This is a genomic window from Mycobacterium sp. NGS45, from assembly GCF_059812645.1.
On sequence record NZ_JCALDB010000013.1, the window covers coordinates 25886 to 40680 of the forward strand.

Annotated in this window: 14 protein-coding genes; 9 read left to right on the top strand and 5 right to left on the bottom strand. The window is 67.5% G+C overall.

Annotated elements, in window-relative coordinates:
• Positions 1-13 precede the first annotated feature (13 nt).
• The 6 genes from AC5Y3P_RS13610 to eccE are packed head-to-tail and all read left to right on the top strand — an operon-like array spanning position 14 to position 5197.
• Complete coding sequence (locus AC5Y3P_RS13610; protein ID WP_500046432.1) at positions 14-307, top strand: type VII secretion protein EsxS; 294 nt, start codon at positions 14-16, stop codon at positions 305-307.
• Positions 307-594, top strand: coding sequence for a WXG100 family type VII secretion target (locus AC5Y3P_RS13615; RefSeq protein ID WP_500046433.1), 288 nt, complete (start codon positions 307-309; stop codon positions 592-594). Before AC5Y3P_RS13610 ends, AC5Y3P_RS13615 begins: the two co-directional genes overlap by 1 nt.
• A 16-nt stretch (positions 595-610) precedes the next feature.
• On the top strand, positions 611-1456 hold the full coding sequence (locus AC5Y3P_RS13620; protein WP_500046434.1) for an ESX secretion-associated protein EspG: 846 nt from the start codon (positions 611-613) through the stop codon (positions 1454-1456).
• A gap of 14 nt (positions 1457-1470) precedes the next feature.
• Positions 1471-2886: a type VII secretion integral membrane protein EccD gene (gene eccD / locus AC5Y3P_RS13625; protein ID WP_500046435.1), complete on the top strand. Its 1416-nt coding sequence runs from the start codon at positions 1471-1473 to the stop codon at positions 2884-2886.
• Complete coding sequence (gene mycP, locus AC5Y3P_RS13630; protein ID WP_500046436.1) at positions 2883-4259, top strand: type VII secretion-associated serine protease mycosin; 1377 nt, start codon at positions 2883-2885, stop codon at positions 4257-4259. The genes eccD and mycP overlap by 4 nt, the downstream gene beginning before the upstream one ends.
• On the top strand, positions 4256-5197 hold the full coding sequence (gene eccE / locus AC5Y3P_RS13635; RefSeq protein WP_500046437.1) for a type VII secretion protein EccE: 942 nt from the start codon (positions 4256-4258) through the stop codon (positions 5195-5197). The genes mycP and eccE overlap by 4 nt, the downstream gene beginning before the upstream one ends.
• On the opposite strand, the gene AC5Y3P_RS13640 is transcribed toward eccE, so the two are convergent.
• Both AC5Y3P_RS13640 and AC5Y3P_RS13645 read right to left on the bottom strand, forming a co-directional pair.
• The gene (locus AC5Y3P_RS13640) at positions 5187-6395 is read right to left on the bottom strand and encodes an alpha/beta hydrolase family protein (RefSeq protein WP_500046438.1); all 1209 of its coding nucleotides are present in this window, start codon (positions 6393-6395) and stop codon (positions 5187-5189) included. The two genes, eccE and AC5Y3P_RS13640, sit on opposite strands and share 11 nt — an antisense overlap.
• 11 nt (positions 6396-6406) lie before the next feature.
• Positions 6407-7288 carry an amidohydrolase family protein gene (locus AC5Y3P_RS13645; RefSeq protein ID WP_500046439.1) on the bottom strand — a complete coding sequence of 294 codons (882 nt, stop codon included), beginning with the start codon at positions 7286-7288 and terminating at the stop codon, positions 6407-6409.
• Between the two features lie 27 nt (positions 7289-7315).
• Here AC5Y3P_RS13645 and AC5Y3P_RS13650 point away from each other — a divergent pair, with 27 nt between their 5' ends.
• The 3 genes from AC5Y3P_RS13650 to AC5Y3P_RS13660 all read left to right on the top strand — a co-directional run bounded on the left by AC5Y3P_RS13650 (position 7316) and on the right by AC5Y3P_RS13660 (position 10111).
• Positions 7316-8083, top strand: coding sequence for a trans-aconitate 2-methyltransferase (locus tag AC5Y3P_RS13650; RefSeq protein WP_500046440.1), 768 nt, complete (start codon positions 7316-7318; stop codon positions 8081-8083).
• A gap of 78 nt (positions 8084-8161) precedes the next feature.
• Positions 8162-8806: a phosphatase PAP2 family protein gene (locus AC5Y3P_RS13655; protein WP_500046441.1), complete on the top strand. Its 645-nt coding sequence runs from the start codon at positions 8162-8164 to the stop codon at positions 8804-8806.
• Between the two features lie 27 nt (positions 8807-8833).
• Positions 8834-10111 carry an exo-beta-N-acetylmuramidase NamZ family protein gene (locus AC5Y3P_RS13660; protein WP_500046442.1) on the top strand — a complete coding sequence of 426 codons (1278 nt, stop codon included), beginning with the start codon at positions 8834-8836 and terminating at the stop codon, positions 10109-10111.
• Positions 10112-10123: 12 nt separating this feature from the next.
• Here the strand turns inward: AC5Y3P_RS13660 and AC5Y3P_RS13665 are convergent, their stop codons facing one another.
• From AC5Y3P_RS13665 to AC5Y3P_RS13675, 3 genes are read right to left on the bottom strand one after another with little or no spacing between them, the layout of a single operon-like run.
• Entirely contained in the window at positions 10124-11614 is a 1491-nt protein-coding gene (locus AC5Y3P_RS13665; protein WP_500046443.1) for a bifunctional phosphatase PAP2/diacylglycerol kinase family protein, read from the bottom strand.
• Positions 11615-11624: 10 nt separating this feature from the next.
• Positions 11625-12593, bottom strand: a complete 969-nt coding sequence (locus AC5Y3P_RS13670) for a hypothetical protein (RefSeq protein ID WP_500046444.1) — start codon at positions 12591-12593, stop codon at positions 11625-11627.
• A gap of 1 nt (position 12594) precedes the next feature.
• Entirely contained in the window at positions 12595-14694 is a 2100-nt protein-coding gene (locus tag AC5Y3P_RS13675) for a DUF5631 domain-containing protein (RefSeq protein WP_500046445.1), read from the bottom strand.
• Between the last annotated feature and the right edge of the window lie 101 nt (positions 14695-14795).

The window sequence follows — 14795 nt, forward strand, 5'->3', positions numbered from 1 at the left end:
GAGAAACAAGAGCATGAGTCTTCTCGACGCTCACATCCCACAGATCGTCGCCTCGGAGTCGGCGTTCGCGGCCAAGACCGGTCTGATGCGCAGCACCATGGCGCAGGCCGAGCAGGCCGCGGTGTCCGCTCAGGCGTTCCACGTCGGTGAGTCCTCGGCAGCGTTCCAGGCGGCCCACCGCCGGTTCGTCGAGGTCGCCGCCAAGGTCAACATGCTGCTGGACATCGCACAGGTGAACCTGGGCGAGGCCGGTGCCACCTACGTCGCGCAGGATGCTGCCGCGGCCGGAACCTACGGAGGTATGTGATGTCTCAGATCATGTACAACTACCCGGCCATGCTGGGTCACTCGGCCGAGATGGCCGGGTACGCCGGTGCGCTGCAGGCCATCGGCACCGACCTCGCCGCCGAGCAGGCCGCGCTGCGGGCCGGCTGGCAGGGTGACTCGGGTATGACCTACCAGGCCTGGCAGAGCCAGTGGAACATCGCCATGGAAGAGCTGGTGCGCGCCTACCGGGCGATGTCGACCACGCACGAGACCAACACCATGTCGATGATGGCTCGGGACCAGGCCGAAGGGGCCAAGTGGGGCTGACCGGCCGGGAGGGTCAGTGGCACCCAACGCGGTAGAGCTGACTGCTGAAGCCGCCTGGTACATCGCGGACTCGGTGGGCGCCGGCACCTTTCCCTGGGTGCTGGCGATCACCCCGCCGTACCGGGACGGCTCGCAGCGGGCGGCGTTCGAGTCGCGGCAGGTCGCCGAACTCACCCGGTTGCAGGTGATGACCGACGGTCGGATCAATCCTGCCGTGCAGAAATGGATTTCGGTCGTCTGCTACCCGGACCGGTGGTTCGATCTCCGCTACGTCGGACCGAACGCGACCAACGGTGACCTGCTGCGCGGCGTGATCGCCAAGCGCGGGGAGAGCACCGTGGTCGCGCTCCGCAACGCGCAACTGATCACCTTCACCGAGATGGACATCGCTGATCCGCACGCCCTGGTTCCCGCGGTCACCGCGGGGTTGTCCGGGCGTGCGCCGGCCCGGTTCGACGAATTCGAACTCCCGGCCAATGTCGGGGCCCGGGCCGACGAACAACTGCGCGCCGGGGCCGACCTGGCCGCGGTGATCGACTACCTCGGTATTCCGGACACTGCACACGCCGTGGTGCATTCGGTCTTCACAGGGCCGCGTACCTACGTCGAGGTAGTCGCGGGCAACCGCGTCAACGGCCGGCCGCAGACCACCGAGGTGGGTGTGGCGGTCATCGATACCACCGAGGGGCGAGTGGTCGTCAGTCCCTCACGTGCCTACGACGGCGAGTGGGTCTCCACCTTCGCGCCGGGCACGCCGTTTGCGATCGCGATCGCAATCGACCACTTGACCGACACGTTGCCGGACGGCCGATGGTTCCCATCGTCCCGGCTGGTTCGTGACTTCACCACCCAAAGAAGCTGAAAGAGAACGAATAGATGACTGAGACCTCCGGGGCGACCGCGGCGACCCCGGTGATGCCGATCGTGCGTGTGGCCATCGTGGCCGACACTCGGCTCACCGAAGTTGCACTGCCGGCCGAGCTGCCACTGCGGGAGATCCTGCCCGCCGTGCAGCGGCTGCTGCCCGTCGACGACAGTGAGTTGGACCCGGCTACCAACCGCCGGCTCAGCCTGGCGCCGGTCGGCGGCGCTCCGTTCTCCCTGGAGGCCAGCCTCAACACCGTCGGCGTGGTCGACGGGGATCTGCTTGCCCTGCAGCCCATCCCGGCGGGGCCCGCTGCGCCCGGCATCGTCGAGGACGTCGCCGACGCCGCCGTACTGTTCTCCGAGGCGCGTAAGCACCCGTGGGGCATCCCGCACATCGAGCGGGGAGCTCGGGCCGCCGCCGCGATCGCGCTGCTGGCCGGTACCGGCTTTGCCGTCGCGCATCGGTTGGCCACCGGTGACCCCGCCGGCCTGTACGCGGTCAGCGCGCTGGCCGCCATCGCCGTGGTCGCCGCGCTGCTGCTGCGGGCGCGGGCCAAGAACTCGGCCACCGAACTCGCGATCGTCGCGCTGGCGCCGATCGCGGCCGCATTCGCGCTGGCCGTGCCGGGTGAACCCGGTGCAGCACAATTGATCCTGGCGGCCGCAGGCGTGACCGCCTGGGGCGCGATCAACATGATCTTGAGCGACCGCGCGCTCGGCTTCTTCACCGCGACCACGGTGGTCGGCGGTGCGCTGCTGACCGCCGGCGCGGTGGCCGCGATCTGGCAGCTGCCGCTGCTGACCTTGGGCTGCGGTCTGATCGTGGCAGCACTGCTGGTCACCGTGCAGGCCCCGCAGCTGTCCGCACTGTGGGCGCGGTTCCCGCTGCCCTCCATCCCCGCGCCGGGTGACCCCACTCCGTCCGCCGCGCCGCTGAGCGTGCTGGAGGATCTGCCGCGTCGGGTCCGGATCAGCGATGCGCACCAAACCGGTTTCGTCGCAGGCGCCGTGGTGTTGTCGGTGCTCGGCTCGCTGGCCATCGTCGGCCCGGATCAGCCGGTCAGCGCGTGGGCCTGGTTCGTCGTGATCGGCACCGCGCTCTCAGCCGTGCTGCGGGCCCGGGTGTGGGACACCGCGGCCTGCAAGGCGTGGCTGTTGGCGCAACCGTTCCTGGTCGCGGTGACCTTGCTGGTGACCTTCGGTGTGCAGGGCCGCTACTGGCTGGCCCTGGGCGCGGTGATCGCGCTGGCGGTGCTGGCCCTGGCCTGGATCATCGTGGCGGCCAACCCGAAGGTGGCCGACCCGGACACCTATTCGCTGCCGATGCGTCGGCTGACCGGATTCTTGGCGCTGGCGGTGGACGCCTCGCTGATCCCGGTGATGGCCTACCTGGTCGGACTGTTCGCCTGGGTCCTCAATCGATGATCCGAACTGGTCTGCGCTCGGCGGTGCTCGCTTCGGCGGCGCTGCTGGCCCTGAGTCCGGCGGCCTGGGCGGTCAACCCGCCTGAGGTCGAGCCCGGCGCCCCGGTCCCGTCCGGCAGCACCGGCGCCGCAGTCCCGATGATGCAGCAGGGCGAATGCACCTTGGCCGGAGTGCTCGAGGGCACCGATCCCGGTGCCGGATCACCCAATCAGCAGATGCTCAATCTGGCTGAGGCATGGCGGTTCTCGCGTGGCGAGGGGCAGACGGTCGCGGTGATCGACACCGGCGTCAAACCTGGACCGAGACTGCCCGAGGTGCAGGCCGGCGGCGACTACGTGGCCGACACGGATGGGCTGACCGACTGCGACGGGCACGGCACACTGGTGGCCGGGATCATCGCCGGACAACCTGGGCCGGACCAGTTCTCCGGTGTGGCCCCGGATGCCCGGCTGCTGTCCATCCGGCAGGTCTCGGCCAAGTTCTCGCCCCGGGTCAGCGGTCAGGACCAAGCCCAGGCCCGCGCGGCCATCGACATCGAGTCGCTGGCCCGCGCGGTGGTGCACGCCGCCGACCTGGGTGCCCGGGTGATCAACATCTCGGTGGTGACCTGTCTGCCCGCAGGCAATGCGGTGGATCAGTCTGCGCTGGGTGCGGCACTGCGTTACGCCGCGGTAGACAAGGACGCGGTGATCATCGCGGCATCCGGAAACGCCGGCCCGGCCGGGCTTTCGGCCGGAACTGTCTGTGAGAACAACCCGATCAACCCGGCTCCCGGTGGGGACGACCCGCGGAATTGGTCGGGTGTGACATCGGTGTCGACGCCGTCGTGGTGGCAGCCCTATGTGCTCTCGGTCGGTTCGTTGACCTCGGCCGGGCAGCCCTCGGAATTCACCATGACCGGCCCGTGGGTGGGTATTGCAGCCCCCGGCGAGAACGTGGTGTCGGTCAGCAACTCCGGTGACGGCGGGCTGGCCAACGGCATTCCCGATGACAAGGGCAAGTGGGCGCGGCTGGACGGCACCAGCTATGCCACCGCCTACGTGTCCGGGGTGGCCGCGCTGGTGCGCAGCCGGTTCCCGGAGCTGACTTCGGCGCAGGTGATCGAGCGGTTGACCGCCACCGCGCACAACGGAGCCCGCGAACCGTCGAACCTGGTCGGCGCCGGCACCGTCGACCCGGTGGCCGCCTTGACCTGGCAGCTGCCGTCGTCGCCGGAGTCGGACACGCCGGCGTCGAGCCAGATCGACCCGCCGGTGGCCGCGTCGCCGCCCGACCACACTCCCCGCAACATCGCGTTCGCCGGTACCGGCGCCTTGGCCTTGGCCGTGGCTGCCGTCGCGTACGCAGTGCATCGTCGAAAGGAACACCAGTGAGGATCGTCTGGCCGGGCACCGGTCGAATCACGTTGGCGGCGTTGGCCATCGTGCCGGCCGCCATGGCCTATCCGTGGCAGACCGTCACCGAGCGGTGGGTGCTGGGCGTCGCCGTCGCAGTGGTGCTGCTGCTGTTCACCTGGTGGAAGGGTCTGCACCTGACCACGATCCTGGGCCGACGACTGGGCCTGTTGAGTAAGGGCCCGCGGCGCAGCAAGCATCAGCTGGTCGAGCATTCGTCGGCCGATGCGCGCACCACGGTGGTGCTGCGCGTGCTGCCCGATTGTGACGGCGACGTACCGCTGCCGCTGCTGGCGTCCCACCTGGATCGCTATGGGCTGCGCGCGGATGCGGTGCGGGTGACCAGTCGAGACACCGCCGCCGGCCGCACCACCTGGCTGGGGCTGACGATCTCGGCGGCCGACAACCTGGCGGCCTTGCAGGCTCGGTCGGCGCGCATCCCGCTGCGCGAGACCGCAGAGGTTGCGCTTCGCCGGCTGGCGGATCATCTGCGCGAAGAGGGTTGGCTGGTCAGCACCGACGCCGATGTGCCGGATCTGCTGGGCCCGGAGGCCAAACAGCGCTGGCGCGCCGTGGCGGACGGATCCTCCGGTCACCTGGCCGCCTACGAGGTGAGTGCCGGGAGCGAGCTGCAGGACACGTTGTCGCAGTTGTGGGCCAACCCAGGCTCGGAGGTGTGGACCGCGTTCGAGATCACCGAGGGTCCCCAGGTCGCGGTGGCCTGCGCCATCCGTACCGACGAGGCGCCGGGCAGTGCCGTGCCGGTCGACGGTTTGGTCTCGCGACGGGGCGTACAGGCTGCCGCGTTGAACGCGTTGCATCCCGCGTCATCGGAACGCCTTGGTGTCACCCCGGTTTCGGGCGTGGATCTGGAATCGGTGCGCTGGCCCTCGATCCGGGTGCCGGTCAGAACATAACCGGCGCCAGGAACTTCGTCATCCGGCGGAGGTACTCGGGCTGACTGACGTGCAGCACGTGGTTGCCCGGGAACCAGTGCAGCGCACAACGATCCCAGTGCTCCCACAGCAGCTCCGCTTGCTGTGGTGGCGCAAGTCGATCACCGAGGCCGGTGATGATCAACCGACGGTCCTTGGCCACCTTGGGTGCGTAGTTCAGCGGGCAGTGGTACGCCGAGGCCTGGCCGGCTGCGTTGCGGTCCACACCGGTCACCGCCCGGCCGAGCTTGACCAGTTCGTTGGCCGGCCACCACTCGTCGAACATGGTTTCCGGGGTGACCACCGGAACGTTGGGGATCACCGCCTGCAAGCGGTCGTCGGCGCAGGCGATCAGCGATGAGGTATAGCCGCCCAACGACATTCCGGTGAGCGCGAACTTCTCCACCCCGGTGGACTCCAGATAGTCCAGGACGGACCGGAAGTCGTGCACGGCCTGGGCCATCGCCTCGGCCATGCCGGCGGCGCCGTTGGCGAAGAACCCGTAGCCGCTGAACGGTGAGAACCGTTCGGCGCGCCGACCGTGGAACGGCAACGTGTAGAGCAGCACGTCGTAGCCGGACTTGTAGAACCAGGGCAGCGAGAAGAACAGCCCGTTCATCAGATACGGCGAACCCAGGAAACCGTGGATCACGCACAGGGTGGGGTGCGGACCGTCGTCGTGCCGCCAATGTTGGGCGTGCACCACGTTGTTGCGGTTCAGGCCGCGCCACAGATTGCGCATCGACGGGTTGACCGCCTCGAAGCTGCTTTGGAACTGGATGTGCTGGGCGTCGCCGTGGGCAACGTAGCGGGCCACCGGATTAGCCGGTTTGGTCGAGACCCGCGGCGGCGCGGTGGGCGCGGGGAACGACTTCGCGGCGTCCTGTTCGACGGCGAGTTCGGTGTAGAAGGCCGCGTTGTCGTGTTCGCGGCGCAATTCCGATCCGCGCAGCAGACCGGTCAGCATGGTGGGCAGCATCGTGGCTCCGACCAATGAGGCGATACCGGTACGTAAGCCGATGTCGGCGATCGCGGAGGTGTCCACGATGGCCCGCTGACGCCAACTCAGCTCGGAACGGTCCGGTAGACCGCGGGCGCCGGCGTCGGCCCCGGGTACGTCCGGCATCGGTAGCGGCGGCTCGATCGGATCGTCGACGGCGATTTCAGGAGTTGGCCCCATGTTTGCCGATGTTAGTGAATCAAGTTGAACAGCCGCGCCGCATTGCGGTAGAAGACGTTGCCCAACCATTGGTCATCAACGCCGTCCAAGTCCGTGACAGCCTGCATGGCCTCGGCATACGAGTACGGGATGTTGGGGAAATCGCTGCCGAACAGGATGCGCTCACCCAGACCGAGGAGTCGATGTTGGTAGTCCCGCGGGAACGGCATGGTGTCCTCGGCGAACTTGGTGAAGGCCATCGTGGTGTCCAGCAGCAGCTGTGGATGCGCATCGCACAGATCCAGGAATTCGACGTATTCCGGCATGCCCATGTGGGCCACCACCAACCGCAACTCCGGATGCCGCTGCAGCAGCGTCGCGATGTGCTCGGGGCCGGTGTAGCGGCCCGGGACCGGACCGGAGCCGCAGTGGATCACCACCGGCGTGCCGGCCCGGGCGATCTGAGCCCAGACACCGTCGAGCAGCGGATGGTTGGGATCGTATTGGCCAACCTGGATGTGCGCCTTGAACACCCGGGTACCGCCCGCGATCGCCGTGGCGACGTAGTCGGGTGCGCTGGGTTCGGGGTAGAACGTTGCGGTGCTCAGGCAGTCCGGCACGTAGCGGGCGAATTGCGCTGCCCATTGGTTGAGCCAGGCGGCCATGTCGGGTTTGTGCGGATAGACCAGTGAGGTGAAGGCGCGTACCCCGAAGCGACGCAGTGTGGTCACCCGCTGTTGTTCATCGGCCCGGTACCGGATCGGCCACTCCCGGCCGATCATCGGGCCCTGATCGTCGAAGTAGCGCCACACCTTGTCCATCACCGACTTCGGCATGAAGTGGGTGTGGACGTCGATGATCCCGGGCAGCTCGAGCTGACGCCAGATCGCCTGGACCCTCTGATATTCATCCATCGGGTCCAAGGATGACAGCATTGCGGCATGTGGAATGCGGATCGGTACCTTGAATTCGCCGACCATCGCGGCCGGCCATTCTTTGACCTGTTGGCGCGGGTGGGTGCTCGGTCGCCGCGCCGGGTCGTCGATCTGGGCTGCGGGCCCGGCAATCTGACCGCCACCTTGGCCCAACGCTGGCCGGACGCCGTGATCGAGGCCATCGACAGTTCGGCGGAGATGGTTGAGGCCGCTCGCGCCCGCGGGGTGGCCGCCGTAGTCGGCGACGTCACCGATTGGACGCCGTCGGCCGACGTCGACGTGCTGGTGTCCAACGCGGTGCTGCAATGGGTTCCGCAGCACCGCGACCTGTTGGTGCGCTGGGCTGAACAGCTGAAGCCGGGGTCCTGGTTGGCATTTCAGGTGCCGGGCAACTTCGATGCGCCGTCGCACCGCGCGATCCGTGCCATCGCGGCTCGGACCGCGTTCGCGGAGGCGTTGCAGGACATCACATTCGGGTCTGCCGAGGTGGTGGATACGCCGGCGCAGTATGCCGAACTGCTGACCATCGCCGGCTGCGAGGTTGACGCCTGGGAAACCACCTATGTGCACGAGCTCAGCGGGGAGCGCCCAGTGCTGAACTGGGTCTTGGGTACTGCGCTTACCGAGGTGCGTGCGCGCCTCGACGAGCCTGACTGGCAGCGGTTCTGCGACGAGTTGGCGCCGCTGCTGGACCAGGCCTATCCGGTGCGCTCAGACGGGCGCACCTTCTTTCCGTTCCGGCGCATCTTCGTGGTCGCCAGGGTGCGGTCCTAACTCATTCGCCCGGTATGCCGGCCGATCGGGTCGGGGTCATCGGCTCGAAGCGGGACGTCGTTGTGATACCTGTGTTGGGTGTCGCGGAGGTCGATCGGGTTGGCGGTGTTGGCGCTGCTCGGCTACGCCGGGTTGTGGCTGGCTTACCTGCAGCAGGCGTCGTGGCTGGTGGCGTTCGACGACTGGTTCCTGCAGCCGTTGGCGCAGTTCGGGCAGGTCCACCCGGGCTGGGTGGCAGGGTGGAACTGGTTTTGCACCATCCTGAGCCCGGGCACGTTCCGGATCGTGGTGTTCGTGGTGATCATCTGGCTGCTCTACCGACGACGACGGCGCATCGCCTGGTTCCTTCTGCTGACCGTGGAACTCAGCGGCGTGCTGACCGAGGTGGCCAAGCTGGCGGCGGATCGACCCCGGCCGGTCACGGCGTTGGTCTACGTGCACGGGTTGTCGTTCCCGTCCGGGCATGCGCTGGGGATCATGGTCTGCGTGTTGGCCGTGCTCACCGTGGTGTTGCCGGTGGTGGCCCGGCGTTGGCATGCGGTGTTGATCGTGCTCGGGGCCGTCGTGGTGCTGGCGATCGGTGTCGGTCGGGTGGTGCTCAACGTGCACCATCCCTCCGACGTCATCGCCGGCTGGGCCCTCGGATACGCGTACTACCTGGTCTGCCTGCCGGTGCTCGGGGTCCGGACCGAAAGACCGGAAGTGCTCGATACAGCCAAGTGAAACTGTCGAGACCGTTAAGGTGCGCGGATGCTGCCTGTTCGTTCCCGATTCACGCCACTGGTTCTCGGCGCGCTCGCAGCGATCACCTTGCTCGCGGCATGTGCGCAGCCGTCAGCGCCCGCTTCGCCGTCCGACACCGTGCCGACCGTGACATCCACCGAGGACGCCGTACGTCCAGGCATCGAGACCTTCCTGGCTGATCTGCCGCCGGCGCTGCGGGGCAAGCGAGTCGGTCTGATCACCAATCACACGGGAATCGACCGGTCAGGCACATCGGACATCGATCTGATCGCGCAGCACGACGAGCTGCAACTTGTGGCACTGCTGGCGCCAGAGCACGGTATTCGAGGCAACCTCGAGGCGGGTGTCCATGTCGACGATGAGGTCGATGAAAAGACCGGCGTGCCGATCTACTCCCTGTACGCCACCGAGGATCGCGCACCGACTCCCGAGATGCTCAACGATGTGGATGTCTTGGTTTACGACCTCCAGGAAGTCGGTGGCCGCACCTGGACGTACGTGTCGACCATGGCGCTGTCCATGCAGGCCGCGGCGCGGAAAGGGATCCCGTTCGTCGTGCTCGACCGGCCGAATCCGATCGGCGGCGAAATAGTCGAGGGCGCCCTACTCGACCCGGCGTTTGCGTCATTTGTCGGTATGTACCCGATCCCGGCACGGCACGGGATGACAGTCGGCGAACTGGCCACCCTGTTCAACCAGCAGTACGGCATCGGGGTGGACCTGATCGTGGCCCGGGCCGAGGGCTGGCATCGTGCGCAGTGGTTCGACGACACTGGTCTGCCCTGGGTGAACCCGTCGCCCAACCTGCGGTCGCTGGCGGCGGTGACGAGCTACCCGGGAACCGTCTACTTCGAGGGCACCAACATCGCGGAGGGTAGGGGCACCGACCGTCCGTTCGAACAGGTCGGCGCGTCGTGGCTGGATGCGCCGCGGGTGGTCGAGGTGATGAACGCCCGGCAACTCCCGGGTGTTCGTTTCGAGGCCACCACCATGTCCGTCGCCGACACCGCCGCCAAGTTTGCTGGACAGACCATCCCCGCTATCGGGTTCGTAGTCACCGACCGGCAACTCTACCGGCCGGTCCGCACGGCGCTGCTGCTCATCGACGCGATCCGCAAGCAGCATCCAGACGACTTCGCCTGGGGTCCGTCGATCGATCTGCTGACCGGATCGGACAAGGTGCGCCTCGCGATCGATGCCGATCGGCTCGGGCCGCTGCTGGCGGAATGGGACCGTGCTGCCGCTGCATTTCGCGAGAGCCGAACAGCCTATTTGCTGTATTAGCCGGTTCGGTGCTCAGCGTCCGGGCCGAAACACCGGAAGTGCTCGATACAGCGACGTGAAACTGACCTTCTCGTACTCGTCGCCGACCTCCCCGTCGCGAGCGATCACGGTCGGCCCGTCGAGGGCGGCGAAGCTGAATTCGGGCACCTGCATCTCGTGGTAAAGCGGGCTGCGTTCGAGCCGACCAAGTGCCAGCGCAGCCAGGATGCGCACCCGGGACAGCCGCCGGCCGGTCTCGAGGATCCGGACGTCGATCAGGCCGTCGTCCATCCTGGTGCGCCGCGACGGGGCGAAACCCGTTGGCAGGTATACCGAATTGCCCAGGAAGAACAGTGACGTCTGCAACGTCTTGTTGTCGTAGCGGATCCGGACCGGGTCGTGGTTACGCAGGGTGTACAGCATCGCGTAGAGGCTGGCGATCGGTTTGCCGAACCGATGTTCCAACTTTTCGCGGCGCTGCACGAACTGCGGGTAGGCACCGATGCTGGCGGTGTTGAGCACCATGTGCGCCTCGTTGAGGCGCACCAAGTCCACCTTGGCGACGCTGCCGCTGCGGATCGCGTCGACGGTGTCGGCGACGGTGGGACAGCCGATGTCCTTGGCGAAGTGGTTGAACGTGCCGGCCGGAAACACTGCCAGCGGCAGACCGGCTTCCAGTGCCACATTGGCGGCCGTGGCGACCGTGCCGTCGCCGCCGCCGACCGCCAGAACCTCGGCGCGCGAGGCGGCTTCGGCCAGCACCGTCTGGGGATCGTCGTCTTCGCCGAGTTCGACGATCTCGGCTCGGGGCAGCGCTGTGCGGACCTCGTCGGCCACGCGCGCACCGGTGCCGCTACCGGAGGCCGGGTTGATCACCAAGACCACACCTGCCCCGTCGGGACGCGCCGGCGTGTCGACCCACAGCGGTTCGGTGCTCGGCAGCGTCGCTTCGGCGATCGGCGGCACCAGCTTGCCGCCAACCACGGCGACCGCCGCGCCGAGGCCCAGGCCGGCGAGCACGTCACCGGGGTAGTGCGCACCGGTGGCCACCCGGGACAGACCCACCAGACCGGCCAACAGTGCCAGCCCGAAACCGAGTGGCGGGCTTTCCAGCCCGACGGCGACGGCGAATGCGGCCGCGCTCGCCGAATGTCCCGACGGCAGCGAACTGGACTTAGGGAACCGGGTGATTTGACGCGGCAGCGGCACCGCCGTGCGGCTGGGGCGCTCCCGCTTCCAGAGGCGCTTGGCCACTTGGTTCGTGATCAGGCTGGAAACGCCCAGCGTCACCACGCCGCGTACCGCGCCGCGTTGCGCTGCGGGGGTGCCGGTGGCCGCCAGTGCTCCCGCGATGGCGAACCAGAGCTTGGAGTGGTCGGCGGCCCGGGTCAGCGGCGGCATTGCGGAGTCGAGCAGAGGTGTCTGCGAGCTGGCGATCGCGTCGAAGATATCGCGATCCAGCGTGCCCAGCCCGCGGGTGATCTGACGCAGTCCGGAGGGGCTCTTCCATGGCGGCTCGAACATGCGCACCACCCTACGTGCGGCGCTCGGGTCCCTGCCCGCCCTCCGGCAGGTCCATCCGCTCGGCCAGCTTGTCGTTGGGTACCACGATCCGCTTGGTCACCACGGATTTGCCGTCGACCTGCTTGGAGACGGTGGGGCCAGCCGGCGGGGTGATGATGCGGCCCTGCACCGGCGCGCCGTTCTTGACCGTGGGCGGCGACACCCGTTTGGTGTCGACCTTCTCGTCCTTGCCGCCGGCTGCGGCACCGCCCATCGCTCCCGGCGGCATCATCGGGTAGCCGCCCATGCCGCCGGTGTATCCGGTGGGCTGGGCCGTCGTCACCGGGGGCGTCGGCACTGATACTCGTCCGGACGTCGGCGTGGTGGAACCGGTCGGGGTGGCGGCCGGGCTCAGCATCGACATCGGTGTCGTGCCGCCCAGGCCTTCGGGTCCGCCACCGCCGCCGACGTCGTCCAGGCCACCCCCGAGTTCGTCGAGGTCGGATCCGAATTCGTCGGCCGCCCAGTCCTCGGGCGCGAATTCCTCTGTCGCGGCGGCAGATTCCATCATGCCCATCCCGGTCTGCATGGCACCCATGCCGGCCTGCATGAGCTGCTGGGGGACCTGGGCGAGCGGCTGGATGACTCCGCCGACAGCGCCGGCGATCGCGCCCGCCAGGCTGCCCGCCATCTGTGGCAGTGATTGGGCCAGTTGCATCATCTGGTCTTGTCCGCCGGCCTCGTTGGCCGTGAACTTCTGCGCGGCGTCAGCGGTCTTGAGTTGGCGTTCGGCGTGCTGACGCAGGACCTCCTTGATGTCTTCGGGGTCACCGGAGTTGGCCGCCGCGATCAGTGCGCTGACCAGTGCATCGGTCGGAGACAGGCCGGCGGTCAGGGCTGGGTCGGGCGTCGGCACCGGCGGCGGTGGGGCTCCTGTTGCGGCCTGGTAGCCGGGAATGTTGACATCGATCGTCCCGCCGTCGCCCTCGACCGGGGGCATGTCAGCGGCCTCCTGTCATGCTCATGTTCAAGGCCTGGAACCACGAGAAGTGATAGTGGAGTTCGGTGCGGCGACCGTTGACCAAAGCCGAAATGGCAGCCAGCAGTTGCCAATTGACCAGAGCGTCAGTCGGTATGGCGTCCGGGTAGCAGGCGAGCACCTCGGTGGCGATCGAGTCGAGGTGCTCATGCAACAGTTCGATCTCGGAATCCAGCACTCCGGTGCCCGCGATCGCGGCCCGAGCCAGGGTGTGCGCGAGCCGGGGCAGACCGTCGCGCCAATTGGTGGCCTGGGTCAATTCCCAGTGGATCTCATCGATGTCGTCGACGCAGCGCGCGCGCAACGACATCCGCACCGGATCGGCGGCGTCGCGCGGGGGCAGGTACTGACCCGGCATCCACGCCGCCGTGCTGACGCAGTCACCGAGCAGGGCTTCCAGGCCGGAGCGACGTCGGGCGGGGCACAAAAGACTGAGTCCGGTGGGGATTTCCACGTGTGGTGGGATCCAGCCCGAGGCCAGGTCCGTGGTCAACAGCGTGATGCCGTCGTCATGCTCGCCGATCACCCAGCGCAGTCGTGGTTCCTGCCGGGCGACGGCGAAGAGCAGGCTCTCCAGGCGGGTGCGAGTTTGCGCCTCTGCGGCCGCAGCTCCGGTCAGCGCTCCGGAAGTTGTTGCCGCAGCACCGGTGTCGACCATGCCGATCGATTGGGGCGCCGGTGTCGACTGACTAGGCGGCGGTTTGATGACCGCTGGCTGGTTGAGTGCCGAACTTGCCGAACCCGCGGATGGGGTCGATGTCGAGGACGCTGCTGAGAGGCTCGGTGCGGCTGCCGCCGGCGCGATCGCTGGTGCTGCCACCGACGTCGCGGGTCGAAGGTCGGCGCCGTAGGCAGGTAGCGGACCGGCCGGTGGTGCCATGGGCGTGGCCATCGATGCGGCCGGAGCCGGTGATGCGGCGAAGTTAGCCGGGGTGCTTTGCATCGGGGTGACCGCGGCGTTAGCGGCCGGTGTGCTGGTGGCGGGTCCTTCGAACAGGTAGCCGCCGGCGGTTGGGACGGTGCTGGCGGACAACGCGCTGGAGGGAACTGGCTGCGGCATTTGGGTGGTGACCGCGTTAAAAGTATTGCCGCTGAAAGTGTTTGCAGTTGCTGACACCGGCCCGCTGGCGTCGAAGCCCGCGTTGAAGCTCTGCGCCAGGTGCTGCGGGCTCAGTGGCGGGGGACCGCCGACCGAGGTGGGCGCGGCCGCGGTGGACTGCGCCACGGCCGAGAGGTTGGGGCTGATCTGTGTGCCGCTCACAGGCGAGAGCGCCGGGGCGGACACGGCCGGGCCTGGTGATGTCGGGATGCCTGGGCCGGATGCGGGGGCGCCGGGGGTGGGGGTGGGTTGAAGGCCAAGAGTCGGCTGCGTCCCGCCGCCAATCAGACTGGTTTTGGCATCCGGCATCCGCATTCCAGGCCCATGCGCGGAATTCGCTGGCGGTTGCGTACTTCCAGCTGGTGCATGCGCAGATGGCATGACGGTTGGATTGGGTGCAACGTCGAGTCCTTCTGGCGGGGACGCCGGGGCCATGTTACCGCCGGCTAGTACATCCCTGCTTTCGACTGCCTCATCAGAACCCAGCGGTCGAACGCTAACTGATCCATCTTGTTTGGCGAGATTGCCACCAAGAAGTGTTGCGACTTGCTCTTGGATCGAATTCCGATCTGGAGCGCTGAATGCACGGTCGAGGTCGACCCCATTGCTTTTCGCGAACTCCCGGGCTGAGTCAGATCGGCCGTCCTCAGTTAGGACGTCTTGAATCGCCTCGAAGATGTTCTCGCAACATTCGGCACCTTTTGCGTTGGCGAGGGTTTGGCATCGCTCCACGACCTCTACGATCTTTGCGATCTTGATGGGTAGTGGCAGCTTCGAATTCTGAGCAATCGAGTCGATCTCAGTGTTTCCCTGATGAGCGATTTCCGTCAGGCTCGAGTAGAGACTGTCGAGGCTGTTTCCAGTCTTCCCATAGGAACGTGATTTCGTCTGGTTCTTGTCCGCTACCGCTTGGGCGTGGGTGATGCCTTCGCGGAAATGAAAGCGTGCGTCGTCTGCGGTCACGCCCTGTTGCGGTGCGAGGGCGCCGGTTACTACGCCTTGCAGCACGCTGCTGAACGTGGTCAGTTTGGTCGAATTCGCCTGGCGGTTGGCGAGTCCGGCGG